Genomic DNA, 16,218 nt, shown 5'->3' on the forward strand with positions numbered 1-16,218 from the left:
GGCCGTTGACGTAGGCGTTGCCCCGGCCGCCATCGCGCGACACGCGCACGGTGGTCTTGGCCGCGCGGCGCTGGCCGATCACCGGCTGCAGGGTCAGCGCCGACGGGGTGCCTTCTTCCAGCTGCAGGTGGTTGCGCAGTGTGTTGACCTGGGCCGTGGCCAGTTCCACCGACTGGCCGCGCAGCAGTTCGCGCGGCAGCTCGATCTTGCCGTAGCGGGTGCGCTTGAGGCGGCTGACCTGGCAGCCCTGCGATTCCCACAGGCGGCGCACTTCGCGGTTGCGGCCTTCCTTGACCACCACGCGGAACCAGTCGTGCGAGTCGGTGCCGCCGATGCGCTCGATCTCGTCGAACTTGGCCGGGCCGTCTTCCAGGGCCACGCCACGGGCGAGGCGGTCGACGATGTTGTCCGGCACCTTCTCCTCGCCTTCCGGGGCGCGCACGCGCACCACGTACTCGCGCTCGACCTCGAAGGACGGGTGCATCATCGCGTTGGCCAGCTCACCGTCGGTGGTCAGCAGCAACAGGCCGGTGGTGTTGATGTCCAAGCGGCCGATGGCGATCCAGCGGGCGCCCTTGAGCGGCGGCAGCGCTTCGAACACGGTCGGACGGCCTTCCGGGTCCTCGCGTGTGGTCACTTCGCCTTCGGGCTTGTTGTAGATCAGCACGCGCGAGGGATCGGTCAGGGCGCTGGCGACAAAGCCGCGGCCATCGAGCTCGATCTTGTCGCCGCTCTTGATCGACATGCCGGTCTGCGCGGTTTCGCCATTGACCTTGACCAGACCGTCGGCGATGCGCTGTTCCAGCGCCCGGCGCGAGCCGAGGCCGGCCTGCGCCAGCACCTTGTGCAGGCGCTCTTCAAGTTTGGGCTGTTCGGCAGTGGCGTCGCGCTTGAGCGAGAGCTTGTTCAGTGCCGGTTTGCGGGGGGTGTCACTCATCTACTTGGCTCCGGCCGGCGTTTTCCGCGTCGGCCTGTTGTTCGGGATCGGCTTCGTCAACAGCCACGGTCGTCTTCGCGACGGCGTTGTTTTCGGTGTCTTCCACTTCCGCCGCGCGCTCTCCCGGCGCGGCGTCGGGTTCGCCCGTGAGGGCGGTATCGGATGCGGTCGCCGGCGAATCGGAAGATCCAGCGGCGACGGCGGTGTCTGTGTTGCTGCCTTGGCCTGCGCCCGCGTCATCGTTGGCCGCCGCGCCTGCGGTCAGCGGGGCGGCCGGTTGGCCGTCCTCGCCCAGTGGCAGTTGCGGCTCCAGCTCGCCCAGCTCGCGCAGTTCGGACAGCGGCGGCAGTTCGTCCAGGCGCTTGAGTCCGAAATAGTCCAGAAAGGCCTTGGTGGTGCCAAACAGCGCCGGCTTGCCGGGCACGTCGCGATGGCCGATCACGCGGATCCACTCGCGCTCTTCCAGGGCCTGGATGATGTTGCTGCTGACCGCCACGCCGCGCACCTGCTCGATTTCGCCGCGGGTGATCGGCTGGCGGTAGGCGATCAGTGCCAGCGTTTCCAGGGTGGCACGGGTGTAGCGGGTCTTGCGGTCGGTCCACAGCCGCGAGACCCAGCCGTGGACTTCGCCGGTGATCTGGTAGCGGAAGCCGGAGGCGACCTCCACCAGCTCCACGCCGCGCCCGCTGCAGGCCTCGGCCAGCAGCTCCAGGGCCCGCTCCACGCTGCCCGGCGGGGCCGGCTCGTCTTCCGGGAACAGGCTCTGCAGCTGCGACAGCGTCACCGGCTGGTGGGAGGCCAGCAGCGCGGCTTCGACGATGCGGTTGATCAGCGGTTGATCCATGCGGCGGGTCGGTTGCTCAGGCGGGGTCGGAGGTGTCGGCGTCATCGAACTCGCTGGAGAATTGCAGCGGTGCGTTGGTGTTGCCGGCGGCCAGGGATTTGACGTAGATCGGCGCCAGTGGCGCTTCCTGCACGATGTCCAGCAGCTGTTCCTTGGCCAGTTCCAGCAACGCCAGGAAGGTGACCAGTACGCCGAGCTTGCCTTCATCGGCGGTGAACAGGGTCTCAAAACGGTAGAACTTGCCATCTTCCAAATAGCTGAGCACATCGCCCATGCGCTGCCGCACGCTCAATGCCTCGCGCTTGATCGCATGACCGCTGAACAGCTCGGCGCGCTTGAGTACGTCGTGCAGCGCCATCAGCATTTCCTTCAGCTCCACCGGTGGCGGCAGTTTCACCGCGGCGCGCTCCGGTACGAAGGCATGGCCGACGGCGGTGTCGCGGTCCTGGCGGGGCAGGGCGTCGATATCTTCGGCGGCCTGCTTGAAACGTTCGTACTCCTGCAGCCGGCGTACCAGTTCGGCACGTGGATCGGCCTCCTCGCCTTCCTCGGCCGGCGGACGTGGCAGCAGCATCCGCGACTTCACTTCGGCCAGGATCGCGGCCATCACCAGATACTCGGCCGCCAGCTCGAAGCGCAGCTCCTGCATCACGTTGATGTATTCCACGTACTGCTTGGTGATCTCGGCGACCGGGATATCCAGGATGTCCAGGTTCTGCCGGCGGATCAGGTACAGCAGCAGGTCCAGCGGGCCTTCAAACGCATCCAGGATGACTTCCAGCGCGTCCGGCGGGATATACAGGTCCTGTGGGATCTGCAGCACCGGCTGCCCATGCACCATCGCCAGCGGCATTTCCTGCTGCTGCGGAAAGTGAGGCGGCGTTGGCGGGTTCGCGTCGTGCGCGAGTTCGGCAGTCATCAGGTCGACATCGGGTGTTGCAGTAGCCGCACACATTCCCGGTTCCTGCCGGAAAGGATGCCGCCCTCAATATTGCAAGCCATGCGCGCCAGTCAGGCGTGCGTACACATATCAACAACTGGGCGCGCCGCAGGTCTGCGGCAACGTCATCACGAGGAGGTCGTCTACGCGGTCCGGGATGCGCTGTGGATCGGCGGTTCGACAGGAGGGCGGGGCCTGCTGCCGTACCGAGCCGCGACAGGCCGGCTGCGTGCAATGGTGCAAAGAGTAATGGCCGGGACCGGCCGATGTCCAGCGCCGTGACGCTAGACTGGTCGGGAATCCATTCAGCGGACAAAGCGAGGCAGCCCGTGTGGTACGTGATTGAAGGCTATGACGGTGAGCAGGTGCTGGAGGCCCGGATGGGCGCCCGCGCCGCCCATCTGGCGCGTTTGCAGGCCCTGTTGGCGCAGGGCAGGCTGTTGTTGGCCGGCCCCTGTCCTGCCATTGACGCCGAGGACCCCGGGGCGGCGGGCTTCAGCGGCAGCGTGGTCATCGCCGAATTCACCGACCTGCAGGCCGCGCGGGAATGGGCCGATGCCGATCCCTATGTCGCTGCCGGGGTCTATGCGCGGGTGGAAGTGCGTCCGTTCAGGAAGGTGCTGCCATGAACGCGGTCCGAGTGGAACGGATCCGTGCGGCGCTCCAGGAAGCATTCGCCCCGCCACTGTTGGAGGTCGAGGACGACAGCCATCGCCATGCCGGGCACGCCGGTGCGCGCGACGGGCGCGGGCATTTCAATGTGCATATCGTCAGTGCCGCCTTTGCGGGCAAAGCGCCGCTGGCCCGGCACCGCGCGGTCTACGCCGCGCTGGGCGGGATGATGGAAACCGACATCCATGCGCTGTCGATCAAGCGCACAGTCCCGACGAGGCGCCCTGACGCGATCAGGGCGGCACCAGGGGGTGGGGCGTCGCTGTCCTGTGGCGGCCATCCCTTGTCCTGTTCATGTTCGATGGCGATGACGGACGGTTTACAGTCCGATCTGGAAACGATTACATTCCGCCCAACCCGGGTCGACGGAGGGTGGGGCGGTGGCGCAGTCGGCAATCACCATCAAGGATGTTGCCCGCGAGGCGGATGTCTCGGTCGCCACCGTGTCACGGGCGCTCAACGGTCATGCCAACGTCGCCGCGCCGGTCCGCCAGCGGGTGCTGGAGGCCGCCCGACGGCTGCGCTACGCGCCCCATGCGGCGGCGCGCAGTCTGAGCAGCCGTAGTACCCAGACCCTGGGCGTGGTGTTGCCCGACCTGCACGGCGAGTTCTTTTCCGAACTGATGCGCGGTATCGACGGTGCGGCGCGTGCGCGCAACCGCCATCTGCTGGTGTCCAGCTACCACGGCGACCAACAGCAGCAGGCGGCGGCATTGCAGGCCATGCGTGGCCGGGTCGATGGCCTTGTGGTGCTGTCCCCGTACGCGGTGGATTCGGATTTCCTGGTCGACAACCTGCCGCCGGCGCTGCCGACCGTACTGATCAACACCCCGCTGCCGGAAGGCGGATATCCCGCTTTCACCATCGACAACCACGCCGGGGCGCTGGCCATGACCCGCTACCTGCTGGGAGCCGGATACCGCCGCATCGCGTTCATTGCCGGGCCGCAGAACAATCACGATGCGCGCGAGCGCCTGCGCGGATTCCGCGAGGCGATGGCCGCGTTCGGTGCCGGCGCCGAGGCCATCGAGTTGCCGGGCAACTTTGACGAAGCCTCCGGACATCGCGCCGGCCTGGAGCTGTTGCGTGGCGCGCGGCTGCCCGATGCGATCTTTGCCGCCAACGACATGATGGCGCTGGGGTGCCTGTATGCGCTTGCACAGGCGGGTATCCGTGTGCCGGATCAGGTGGCGCTGGCCGGGTTTGACGACATCCCGCTGGCGCGTTTTGTTCACCCTTCATTGACCACGATGCAGGTGAGTATTGCTGAATTGGGCGAGCGGGCGATGTTGCACCTGTTGCAATTGATCGACAGCGATGGCGCGTTGGACACAACGCCCGGCGTGACGCTGGTTCCAACCCTGGTCGTGCGTGATTCCACCGCTGCACGAAGTCCTTCAAGCCCGGCGCCTGGCGCAGGGATATCCGATTAACGAATCGCGCGGATAGCACTGCCTGCCCGCCGTCCACGGAGAAACCCCCCTCATGACAAGCCACCCCCCTCGCACCTCGCATCCCCCACGCAGATTGCTCAGCTGCGCCCTGGCCAGCTGCCTGCTACTGGGTGCCGCGCCGGCCTTCGCGCAAAGCACCAGCGCCACGATCCGAGGCCAGGTGATGGTGGATTCCGCCCCGGCCGCACAGGCGCAGATCACCGCCACAAACCTGGCGACCGGCCTGAGCCGCAGTGTGCAGAGCACCGCCAGTGGGGGGTATTCGCTGGCCGGCCTGCCGCCGGGCACCTACCGGCTGGATGTCGAGGCCGGCGGCAAGCGCAGCAGCCAGAACATCACCGTGCAGGTGGGACAGACGGCCACGCTGGATCTGGGCGTGGGCGGCGTCGCCGAAACCGCCGCCGGCGGGACGGCGACCACGCTGGATACTGTGCAGGTGGTGGCCAGTCCGGTTGAAACCCGCACCTCGGAAGTGGCCACTTACATCACCCGCAAGCAGATCGAAGCGCTGCCACAGGGCACCCGCAACTTCCTGGCCTTTGCCGATACCGTGCCGGGCATGCAGTTCACCCAGGATGCGGCCGGCAACACCAAGTTGCGTTCCGGCGCGCAGGGCAGCAGCGGCATCAATGTGTATATCGATGGCGTCGGCCAGAAGGGCTACACCCTGCCCGGTGGCGTGGGTGGACAGGACTCGACCCGCGGCAATCCGTTCCCGCAGTCGGCCATCGGCGAGTACAAGGTCATCACCTCCAACTACAAGGCCGAGTTCGACCAGATCAGCAGCGCCGCGGTGGTGGCGGCCACGCGCTCGGGTAGCAACGAGTTCGAGGGGAGCTTCTTCTGGGACCGCACCTCCACCGACTGGCGCACCGCGACCCCGGCCGAAGAGAAAGCCGGCGGCAAGAAAGTGCCCTCGAAGGAGGAGCAGTACGGTGTCTCCTTCGGTGGCCCGATCGTCCAGGATCGCCTGAACTTCTTTGTCGCCTATGAGGCCAAGGAGTACAGCACGCCCAAGACGGTGAGTCTGGGCGCGCAGGGGCGCTATGACCTGGCCGATATCCCGGCTGATATCCGCGACCAGATCGGCCCGGCCGCCTCGCCGTTCACCCAGGACATGTACTTCGGCAAGCTGACCTGGACGCCGGATGACCGCAACCTGGTCGAACTGTCCGCGCAGGTACGCAAAGAAGACGAGCGCATCGGTGTGGGTGACCAGAACACCGCGCAGCGGGCCACGATCAACCACAACGAGGTCAACCGCTACGACCTGCGCTGGCAATACAGTGCCGACACCTGGCTCAACGATGCGCATCTGACCTACGAGGACCTGTCGTGGGCACCGCAGCCGACCTTCGACGGCAACGGCTACATCCTCAACATCTCCCAGCCGACCGCCACTGACCGGCTCAACCTGGGCACGATCATCAACACCGGCGCCAGCCCCAACAACCAGGACAAGGGGCAGAAGGGCTGGTCGATCCAGAACGATTTCACCTTCACCGGCTGGCAGAACCACACCGTGAAGATGGGCGTGAAGTACAAGGCGGTCGACGTCAACGCGGTGGAGCGCAACTACTCCAATCCGCAGTTCTACTATGACCTGGCGACCGGCATCGACCAGCCGTATCGGGTCGAGTTCGCCACCGGTGATCCGGGCACCTCGGGCGGTTTCACCACCTCGGCCAACAAGCAGTTCGGCGTCTACATCCAGGACGACTGGGAGGTCAACGAGCACCTGACCGTGAATTACGGCGTGCGCTGGGACTATGAGACCACCCCGAACTATGAGGATTTCGTCACGCCGGCGGCGCTGGCGAACGACATCCGCAACTATCCCAATTTCCAGAATGCCGACTGGAACCCAGATGACTACCTCTCCACCGGCAAGAACCGTGATGCGTTCAAGGGCGCCTGGCAGCCCCGTCTGGGCTTCTCCTACGACCTCAATGCCGACCAGCGCCACGTGATCTTTGGCGGTGCCGGCCGTGCCTATGACCGCAACCTGTTCGACTACCTGCAGATCGAGACCAACCGCACCTCGTTTGGCCGCTACAACTTCTATTTCACCGATGCCGACGGCCTCTGCCGCCGCCCTGGCAACGATTGCGTGGCCTGGGATCCGGGCTACCTGAATCCCGGCGCGCTGGACCAGCTGGCCGCAACCGTCGACCTGCCACGCGAGTGGTGGTTGAACAACAACGACCTGAAGGTGCCGTACTCGGACCAGTTCAGCCTGGGCATGCGCAATGCGTTCGAGCTGGGTGCGCAGACCTGGTACAGCGAGGTGACGCTGTCCTACGTCCGCAGTCACGATGGCATCACCGCGCGCCTGGGCAATCGCCGGCCGGACGGCTCGTTCCTGCCACCCGGCGGGACCTGGGGCACGCCGTGGGGCTTCGATCCGCCGTTTGGCCGCATCGTCCTGCTGGACAACATGTACGAGACCAAGACCAAGTCGGTGCTGCTGAAGCTGGACAAGCCGTTCAATGCCGCCTCGCGCTGGGGCGCGACGGTGGCCTACACCTATACCCGTGGCCGCCAGAACACCAATGCCGATGGCTGGATCGACATGTTCGAGTACCCCAATACCGGTTACTACGGCTGGTTGCCGGCGCGCGGCGTGCCCGAGCACCGGCTGGTGAGCACCGGCATCTGGGATGCGGGCTGGGGCGTCACCCTGTCGGGCAAGCTGACGCTGGAGTCCACCAAATACCGCAATGCCACCAACTGCCTGCCAGGCTGGGACGACTGCTTCATCGATCCCTACCAGCCAATGGCAGCATCGGCTACAAGCGCTTCGATCTGGCCGCCAGCAAGGAATGGGATACGGGTACTTCGCTGAAGCTGCGGGTACGGGCGGACCTGCTCAATGTGTTCGACTGGACCAACTGGGATGGCTATGACGACTGGTACGGCGGTCCGAACGAGCCAATGTGAACTTTGGCCGCCATCAGGACGGCATCGTCGGCGGCACCCGCACCTTCAAGCTGTCTTTCGGACTGGACTGGTAAGTGCGGATCCCGGCCGCTGTCATGGCGGCCGGGACCTTTCGCACATGCGTCACCTGTTCCGTCGCGGGATCGTGGCGGCCTGACTCCTCTTCATCTGGATGTTGCCTTGAGCATGCCGCGCCTGATCCCGTTGCTGTGTAGCGTTGTCGCCGGTTTCGGGCTGGTGCTGCTGGCTGGATGTGGCAAAGCGCCGGAGCCGCCGATGCCCAAGGTATTGCCGCAGGTGATCCTGATCGAGGCCGACCTGCCGCCGCGGCCGATGAAGCCCGAGCTGCCGCCGCTGTTCGACGATATCGAGCGACGCACCTTCCAGTATTTCTGGGACACCACCAACGAGCAGAACGGGCTGACACCGGACCGCTACCCGTCGCGGCCGTTCGCCTCCATCGCCTCGGTCGGCTTCGCGCTGACCGCCTATCCGATCGGTATCGAGAACGGCTGGATCAGCCGCAACCAGGCGATCGACCGCACCTTGCTCACGTTGAAGTTCTTCCGTGATCTGCCTTCGGGCCCGCAGCGCACCGGCAAAGGCGCCTACAAGGGCTTTTACTACCACTTCCTGGACATGCAGGAAGGCCGCCGCTACGACAGCTGGGTGGAGCTTTCCAGCGTCGATACCGCGCTGCTGCTGATGGGCGTGCTGTTCGCGCAGTCCTACTACGACGGTGACGACGCGCGCGAGAAGGAGATCCGGCAGATCGCCGACACGATCTACCGGCGTACCGACTGGCAGTGGCTGCAGCGCAACAAGCCGCTGGTGTCGATGGGCTGGTTTCCCGAGAGCGGCTTCATCGAACACGACTGGATGGGCTACAACGAGGCGATGATGCTGTACGTGCTGGCGCTGGGTTCGCCGACCCATCCGGTCGGGCCGGATGCCTGGACGGTATGGGCGCGCACCTACGACAACGACTGGGGCGTGTTCCAGGGCCAGGAGTATCTGTCCTTCGGCCCGTTGTTCGGGCACCAGTACAGCCACGTCTGGATCGATTTCCGCGACATCCAGGATGCCTACATGCGCGAGCGCGGCATCGACTACTTCCTCAACAGCCGCCGGGCGACACTGGCCCAGCGCGAGTACGCCATCACCAACCCGATGCAATGGAAGGACTACGGCGAGAACGTGTGGGGGCTGACCGCGGGCGACGGCCCGCAGAACACCACCCAGGAATACCGCGGCGAGCAGCGCCAGTTCCGCCACTATTCGGCCCGTGGCGCCGGTCTGCGCGAGAATTTCGACGATGGCACCATCGTGCCGTCGGCGGCGATTTCCTCGCTGCCGTTCGCGCCGGAGGTGGTGATTCCGGCAACGGTGGCGATGCACCAGCGTTATGGGGATTATCTGTATTCCAGCTATGGCTTTCTGGATTCGTTCAACCCCAGCTTCAACTACGATATCCCGCTCAAAACCGGGCGCCTGATTCCGGGTCGTGGCTGGGTCGCCAGCGATTACATCGCCATCGATCAGGGGCCGATCCTGACGGGTATCGCCAACTACCGTGACGAGTTCGTCTGGAACGTGATGAAGAAGAACCCCTACATCCGCAAAGGACTGGAACGTGCCGGTTTCAGTGGGGGCTGGCTGGCGCCGGAAGGCGATAGCCAGCCGCTGCAGAAGGACGAACAGGCCGCCTCGGCACGCGCCTCCGGGATTGCCGAATCGCGTGCGGCGGCCGCCGAAGCGCAGAAGGCCGCCGCCGATCAGCCGGCGGCGTCCAAGCCGCACCAGCCTTAAATACCGCGATGATCCGCTGGCTGGCCGCCGTGATGCTGTTGCTGGTGATGGCCGGCTGCGCGCGGCCCGAGCAGGACACCACGCTGCGCTTCTGGGCGATGGGGCGCGAGGCCGAAGTGGTCGGCGAGCTGGTCCGCGAGTTCGAGGCGGAAAATCCCGGCCTCCGGGTCGAGGTGCAGAACATCCCGTGGACCGCGGCGCACGAGAAGCTGCTCACCGCCTATGCCGCCGAGGGTCTGCCGGATGTCTGCCAGCTGGGCAATACCTGGATTGCCGAATTCGCCACGCTGCAGGCGCTGACCCCGCTGCAGTCCTACGTGGAGGCGTCAACGGTGGTGGAGCCTGCGGACTACTTCGCCGGTATCTGGGACACCAATGTCATCGACGGCCAACTGGCCGGTATCCCGTGGTACGTGGATACGCGGCTGCTGTTCTACCGCAAGGATCTGCTGCGGCAAGCCGGCTATGACCATCCGCCGCGGACCTGGGCCGAGTGGGAGCAGGTCAATGCCGCGCTGAAGAAGCTCATGGGCGATCGCGGCTATCCGGTATTGATGCCGTTGAACGAGTTCGAGCCCCAGTTGTCGTTTGCCCTTCAGCAGCACGATCCACTGCTGCGTGAGGGCGATACCCGCGGCAATTTCCGCAGCCCCGGGTTCCGGCGCACGCTGGCCTTCTACGAAAACATGTTCGCGCAGGGATGGGCGCCGAAGATGTCCGAGACGCAGATCTCCAACGTCTGGGACGAGTTCTTCCGCGGCTTTACCGCGTTCTATCTGTCCGGTCCATGGAACATCCGCGAATTCCGCCAGCGCCAGCCTCCCGGGCTGGAGGGCGAATGGGGCACCGCGCCATTGCCCGGACCGCATGGCCCGGGCGCGGGCATCGCTGGCGGCACCAGCCTGGTGGTGTTCCGTTCCTCACAGAAAAAAGAGGCGGCGTGGAAGCTCATCGAGTTCCTGTCGCGGCCGGAGATCCAGCAGCGCTTCTACACGATCATCGGCGACCTGCCGCCGCGTCGCAGCGCGTGGCAATCGCCGGAGCTGGTCAACGACCCGCTGACTGCCGCGTTCGCCGACCAGCTGGAACGCGTCAAACCCACGCCCAAGGTATTGGAATGGGAGCGCATCGCCCAGCAGATGCGGGTGGTGACCGAGCAGGTGGTGCGGGGCGGGTTGCGGCAGGACCGGGCGGTGGAGCAGCTGGATCAGCAGGTCGATGAGATCCTGGCCAAGCGCCGCTGGATACAGGAGCGGCATGCCGACCAGGCGGCTGCCGGAGCAAGGCAATGAAGCGCCGTTCACTGGCGGGCTGGATCTTCGCCGCGCCGGCGCTGATCGTCATCGGGGTGTTCTTCGGCCTGCCGGTGCTGTCGGCGCTGGCGTTGAGCCTGACCGACTTCGACCTGTATGCGCTGGCCGATCCCCGTAACCTGCGTTTCGCCGGCCTGGACAACTACATCGACCTGTTGCGGACGCCGATCTTCTGGAAGTCGCTTGGCAATACCGCCTACTTCGTGCTGCTGGGCGTGCCGCTGTCGATCGCACTGTCGCTGGGCGCGGCGCTGCTGCTCAACGCGCCCGCCGCACGGTTCAAGGCCCTGTTCCGCACCGCGCTGTTCGCACCCGTGGTGACCACACTGGTGGCGGTGGCGGTGATCTGGCGCTACCTGTTCCATACCCGCTACGGGCTGGTGAACTGGGGGCTGGAGCAGATCGGTCTCAATCCGGCGGACTGGCTGGGCGACCCGCGCTGGGCCATGCCGACCATCATCGGTTTCGCGGTGTGGAAGAACTTCGGCTACAACATGGTGATCTTTCTGGCCGGCCTGCAGGCGATTCCCAAGGACCTGTACGAGGCCGCGCGCATCGATGGTGCCTCGCGCTGGCAGCAGTTCCTGCATATCACCCTGCCGATGCTGGGGCCGGTGCTGCTGGTGGTGGGCGTGATCACCGTGTCCGGCTACTTCCAGCTGTTCGCCGAGCCGTACGTGATGACCCGCGGTGATCCGCTGCAGAGCACGGTGAGCGTGCTGTATTTCATGTTCGAGGAAGGCTTCAAATGGTGGAACCTGGGGCGCGCCTCGGCGGTGGCGTTCCTGCTGTTTCTGATCATTCTGGCGCTGACCACCCTGATGCTGCGCTTTGGCAAGCGCCGGGAGCTGGTATGAGTCACACCGGGAGCGGACGCGAGATCGGGCAGTCGCGTTGGCATGTGCTGTGGATCAATGGCGGGCTGGCGGTGCTGGCGGTGGTGAGCCTGGCGCCGCTGGCGTGGATGCTGTCGGTGTCATTCATGCCCAGCGGTCAGGCCTCGCAGTTTCCGCCACCGCTGCTGCCTGCGCAGACCACGCTGGACAACTACCGGGCGCTGTTCGCGCGTACCGGCATGGGCGGCAACTTCCTCAACAGTCTGCTGGTATCGGTTGCGATCACGTTGGGCTCGCTGCTGTTCAACACGCTGGCCGGATATGCGTTCGCCAAGCTGCGGTTCGCCGGCCGGGAGCGGATCTTCCGGCTGCTGCTGGCCGCGTTGGTGATCCCCGCGCAGGTGGCGATGCTGCCGCTGTTCCTGCTGATGAAGCAGCTGGGCCTGGTCAATACGTTTGCCGGCGTGGTGATTCCGGCACTGGCCAGCGTGTTCGGAATTTTCCTTGTGCGCCAGTACGCACGCTCGATTCCCGATGAGCTGCTGGAAGCGGCGCGTATCGATGGGGCCAGCGAGGCGCGGATCTTCTTCCAGATCGTGCTGCCGATGCTCAAACCGGTGCTGGTGACGCTGGCGATATTCACGTTCATGGGCACATGGAACGATTTCATGTGGCCGTTGATCGTATTGACCGACCAGGAGCACTACACGCTGCCGGTGGCCTTGGCGTCGCTGTCGCGTGAGCACATCATGGACGTGGAAATGATGATGGCAGGGGCGGTGGTGACCGTGCTGCCGGTGCTGCTGCTGTTCCTGCTGCTGCAGCGTTACTACATACAAGGGCTGTTGCTCGGGAGTGTCAAAGGGTGAAGTGGTCGGCAATCATCGCAATGGTGGGGGGGCTGGGTCTGGCGGTCGCGGCGCAGGCGCAAAATGGTGCGCGGGTGCTGGCCAAGTTCGATGACGTCAATGCGTGGCAGTTGATCACCTCCAACCAGGTCAGTGGCGCGTTGCGGCCGGTGATGGCCGGCAGCGGTCGCGCGCTGTGCCTGGACTACGACTTCCACGATGTCTCCGGTTATGTGGGCATCCGCCGGCCACTGGAAATGACCTGGCCGGAGAACTACCAGGTGTCGTTCATGCTGCGCGGCGATTCGCCGGCCAACGACCTGCAGTTCAAGCTGATCGATGCCAGCGGCGACAACGTGTGGTGGGTCAACCGTCCCGGCTATGTGTTTCCGAAAGACTGGACCCAGGTGAGCTATCGCAAACGGCATATCGAAAAAGCCTGGGGCCCGGGCCAGGACAAGACCCTGCGGCGCACCGCGGCGGTGGAGTTCACCCTCTACAGCAAGGTCGGGGGCAAGGGTACGGTGTGTTTCGACCGGCTGACGATGCAGGTGCTGCCCAAGGAAGACACCTCGGCGCTGACCACGAGCGTGATCGCCGATACCGCCACCGCGCTGCAGCAGCGGATCGCCGATGGCAAGCCCGATACGGTGTGGATCAGTGGCGGCGTGAAACAGCAGACCATCAGCCTGGATCTGGGCAAGGTGCGCGAGTTTGGCGGCGCGGTGATCCAGTGGGTCCCCGGGCTGGAGGCATCGCGCTACGTGGTGCAGGCCTCGCGCGATGGACGCGACTGGCAGAAGATCCGCGAAGTGGTGGCCGGAGCGGCGGACGCGACTGGCTGGCCTTGCCGGAGACGGAGGCGCGCTATCTGCGTTTCGACCTGGTCGATGGTCCCAGTTGGCGCTACGGCATCCGCGATATCAGCCTCAAGCCGCTGGCGTTCGCGGCCACGCCCAACGATTTCATCCGCTCGCTGGCGCAGGAGCTGCCGCGAGGGGCGCTGCCGCGCGGTTTCAGTGGCGAGCAGCCGTACTGGACCCTGCTGGGCCTGGACGGGGGCCACGAGCAGGCCCTGATGGGCGAGGACGGCGCGCTGGAGGCGGTCAAATCCGGCTTCAGTATCGAGCCGTTCGTGGTGCTCGATGGCAAGACGCTGGGCTGGGCCGACGTGAAAGCCAGCCAGCAGCTGCAGGATGGCTATCTGCCCATTCCCTCGGTGCAGTGGCAGCATGACCAGCTTGGTCTGACGGTCACCGGGTTCGTGCAAGGCCGTCCCGAGCAGGCGCAGCTGGTGGCCCGCTACCGGCTGCACAATCCGGACAGGGTCGCCCACGACTACACCTTGGCGTTGGCCGTGCGTCCGTTCCAGGTCAATCCACCCGGCCAGTTCCTAAACACCGTGGGGGGCGTAAGCCGGATCGAGCGATTGGCGATCCAGGACGGCAAGGTCAGCGTCAATGGCACGCTGCAGGCATTTGCCACGCTCAAGCCCGATGCCGAGTTTGCCAGCGCCTTCGACAGCAAGCTGGAGGTCACCCACTTGGCCGGCAAAAGTCTGCCGCCGACCCGCGAGGTGCGTGACGGCACCGGCCTGGCGTCCGGCGCGATGCTCTACACGTGGAAGCTGGAGCCGGGGCAGAGCCGCGAAGTGGCACTGGTGCTGCCGCAGCGGGGCGCCTGGCAGATGCCGGCGGCGTTCGATGCGGACAAGGCGCAAAAGCAGGTCGCCACGATGTGGCGGCAGAAACTGGACCAGGTGCGGCTGCAGCTGCCTGCCGCAGGCCAACCGCTGGCCGACACCTTGCGCACGGCGCTGGCGCACATGCTGATCTCCCGCGTCGGTTCAAGCCTGCAGCCGGGCACGCGCTCGTATGCGCGCAGCTGGATCCGCGATGGCGCGATGATTTCCGAAGGCCTGCTGCGCATGGGCCGCAGTGACGCGGTACGCAGCTATGTGGACTGGTATGCGTCCTACCAGTTCGACAACGGCATGGTGCCGTGCTGTGTGGATGCGCGCGGCAGTGATCCGGTGCCGGAGAACGACAGCCATGGCGAGCTGATCTACACCATCGCCGAGTACTGGCGGCATACCGGCGACCGCGCTTTCCTCGAGCGCATGTGGCCGCATGTGCTGGCTGCCTGGGGGTATATGGAAGACCTTCGCCTGGGCGAGCGGACCGAGGAGAACCGCGCGCGACATCCGGGCTTCTACGGCATGATGCCGGCCTCGATCAGCCACGAAGGCTATTCGGCCAAGCCGGTGCATTCATACTGGGACGGTTTCTGGGCGCTGCGCGGTTACAAGGACGCGGCGGCGATGGCGATGGCGGTGGCGCTGGGACTGGAGACCGAGGCGCTGGCGATGGCCGAGTCGCGCGACCAGTTCCAGCAGGACCTGCAGCAGTCGCTGCTGGAAACCATGAAGGCCCATCGCATCGACTATCTGCCCGGTTCGGTGGAACTGGGCGACTTCGATCCGACTTCGACCACGATCGCGCTGGCGCCGGGCGGCGAGCAGGGGCGGCTGCCGCAACCGGCGCTGGACAACACTTTCGAGCGCTACTGGCAGCAATTCCTCGCCCGCCGTGACGGCAAGCGCGACTGGAAGGACTACACGCCCTACGAATGGCGCAATGTCGGGGCGTTCGTGCGCCTGGGCTGGCGCGAACGGGCCCAGCAGGCCAGCGAATACTTCTTCAAGGATCGTGCGCCGGCCGGCTGGAACCAGTGGGCCGAGGTGGTGTCACGCACGCCGCGCGAGCCGTTCTTTGTCGGCGACCTGCCGCATGCCTGGGTGGCGTCGGACTTCGTGCGTTCGGCGCTGGACATGTTCGCCTACGAGCGTGAGCTGGACGAGTCGATCGTGCTGGCCGCCGGGGTGCCGGTGGCCTGGTTGTCCGGCAAGGGCATTGCCATTGAGGGCCTGCATACCGCGCATGGCCCCTTGAAATTCAGCCTGATCCGCAGCGAGCGTCGCTTGACCTTGCAGGTGGCCGATGGCCTGCAGCTTCCGCCCGGCGGGCTGGTGTTGCCGTGGCCCTACGAGGGTGAGCCGGGGGCGGCCATGATCAATGGCGAGTCGGTACCGTGGTCGGGCAGGGAGCTGCGGATCGGCAGCGTGCCGGCCAAGGTCGAGATCGACATGCCGGCGCAGGTGCGGCGCGATGAGCGCTCACGCCTCTGAGGTGGGCCGGAGCGGTCTGCGCAAATAAAAACTGCGCCTCGCAGGCGAGGCGCAGGCAGCCGGCGGGAAAGGAGAGGGGGATTCCCGCCGTACTTTCAGAAAATCAGCCGGCGCGGGCAGCGCGCGCGGTACGGACGATTTCCGCCGCGGCAGCGGCTGAGCGCTTGACCTCATCCCACTGGCCGGCGCGGATCCAGCTGTCCTGGACCATCCACGAGCCGCCGATGCAGACCACGTTCTTCTGCGACAGGTAGTCGCCGGCGGTGGCTTCGGTGATGCCGCCGGTGGGGCACAGCTTCAGTTCCGGGATCGGTCCGGCCACGCCCTTGATCATCGCCAGCCCGCCCACGGCGGTGGCCGGGAACAGCTTGCAGATGCGGAAGCCGCGCGCGACCAGCGTCAGCAGTTCGGTCGGGGAGGCCGCGCCGGGCACGACCG

At 65.8% G+C, this 16,218-nt stretch carries 10 protein-coding genes and 3 pseudogenes; 9 read left to right on the top strand and 4 right to left on the bottom strand.

Going from position 1 to position 16,218, the window contains the following annotated elements; translation table 11 throughout:
• The 3 genes from rluB to JCM9942_RS03290 all read right to left on the bottom strand — a co-directional run.
• Nucleotides 1-937: 23S rRNA pseudouridine(2605) synthase RluB (gene rluB, locus JCM9942_RS03280; protein ID WP_157722752.1), on the bottom strand; the 937-nt coding region annotated here is incomplete at its 3' end.
• The gene (scpB, locus tag JCM9942_RS03285; RefSeq protein ID WP_054657607.1) at nt 930-1,781 is read right to left on the bottom strand and encodes an SMC-Scp complex subunit ScpB; all 852 of its coding nucleotides are present in this window, start codon (nt 1,779-1,781) and stop codon (nt 930-932) included. The genes scpB and rluB, both read right to left, overlap by 8 nt.
• A 16-nt stretch (nt 1,782-1,797) precedes the next feature.
• Nucleotides 1,798-2,700 (bottom strand): segregation and condensation protein A, encoded by a 903-nt coding sequence (locus tag JCM9942_RS03290; RefSeq protein WP_054657609.1) that lies wholly within the window; start codon nt 2,698-2,700, stop codon nt 1,798-1,800.
• A gap of 350 nt (nt 2,701-3,050) precedes the next feature.
• On the opposite strand from JCM9942_RS03290, the gene JCM9942_RS03295 reads away from it, so the two are divergent.
• The 9 genes and pseudogenes from JCM9942_RS03295 to JCM9942_RS03330 all read left to right on the top strand — a co-directional run bounded on the left by JCM9942_RS03295 (nt 3,051) and on the right by JCM9942_RS03330 (nt 15,780).
• On the top strand, nt 3,051-3,350 hold the full coding sequence (locus JCM9942_RS03295; RefSeq protein ID WP_054657613.1) for a YciI family protein: 300 nt from the start codon (nt 3,051-3,053) through the stop codon (nt 3,348-3,350).
• Nucleotides 3,347-3,607: pseudogene (locus JCM9942_RS18070) on the top strand (BolA family protein); the annotation flags it as partial. The gene JCM9942_RS03295 and the pseudogene JCM9942_RS18070, both read left to right, overlap by 4 nt.
• Before the next feature lie 166 nt (nt 3,608-3,773).
• A complete protein-coding gene (locus JCM9942_RS03300; protein WP_054657615.1) occupies nt 3,774-4,826 on the top strand; it encodes a LacI family DNA-binding transcriptional regulator in 1,053 nt (350 codons plus the stop codon).
• 52 nt (nt 4,827-4,878) lie between these two features.
• A pseudogene (locus tag JCM9942_RS03305) lies at nt 4,879-7,861 on the top strand (TonB-dependent receptor).
• A gap of 112 nt (nt 7,862-7,973) precedes the next feature.
• Complete coding sequence (locus JCM9942_RS03310; protein WP_054657624.1) at nt 7,974-9,596, top strand: glucoamylase family protein; 1,623 nt, start codon at nt 7,974-7,976, stop codon at nt 9,594-9,596.
• A gap of 11 nt (nt 9,597-9,607) precedes the next feature.
• Nucleotides 9,608-10,888: a sugar ABC transporter substrate-binding protein gene (locus tag JCM9942_RS03315; RefSeq protein WP_484600186.1), complete on the top strand. Its 1,281-nt coding sequence runs from the start codon at nt 9,608-9,610 to the stop codon at nt 10,886-10,888.
• Entirely contained in the window at nt 10,885-11,766 is an 882-nt protein-coding gene (locus JCM9942_RS03320; protein ID WP_054657620.1) for a carbohydrate ABC transporter permease, read from the top strand. Before JCM9942_RS03315 ends, JCM9942_RS03320 begins: the two co-directional genes overlap by 4 nt.
• The gene (locus JCM9942_RS03325; RefSeq protein WP_054657622.1) at nt 11,763-12,614 is read left to right on the top strand and encodes a carbohydrate ABC transporter permease; all 852 of its coding nucleotides are present in this window, start codon (nt 11,763-11,765) and stop codon (nt 12,612-12,614) included. The genes JCM9942_RS03320 and JCM9942_RS03325 overlap by 4 nt, the downstream gene beginning before the upstream one ends.
• A gap of 20 nt (nt 12,615-12,634) precedes the next feature.
• A pseudogene (locus JCM9942_RS03330) lies at nt 12,635-15,780 on the top strand (discoidin domain-containing protein).
• A gap of 103 nt (nt 15,781-15,883) precedes the next feature.
• Here JCM9942_RS03330 and JCM9942_RS03335 read toward each other — a convergent pair.
• A partial coding sequence (locus JCM9942_RS03335; protein WP_484600184.1) for a beta/alpha barrel domain-containing protein occupies nt 15,884-16,218 on the bottom strand: 335 nt, incomplete at its 5' end.

Source organism: Stenotrophomonas pictorum JCM 9942, assembly GCF_001310775.1.
GTDB lineage: Bacteria > Pseudomonadota > Gammaproteobacteria > Xanthomonadales > Xanthomonadaceae > Stenotrophomonas > Stenotrophomonas pictorum.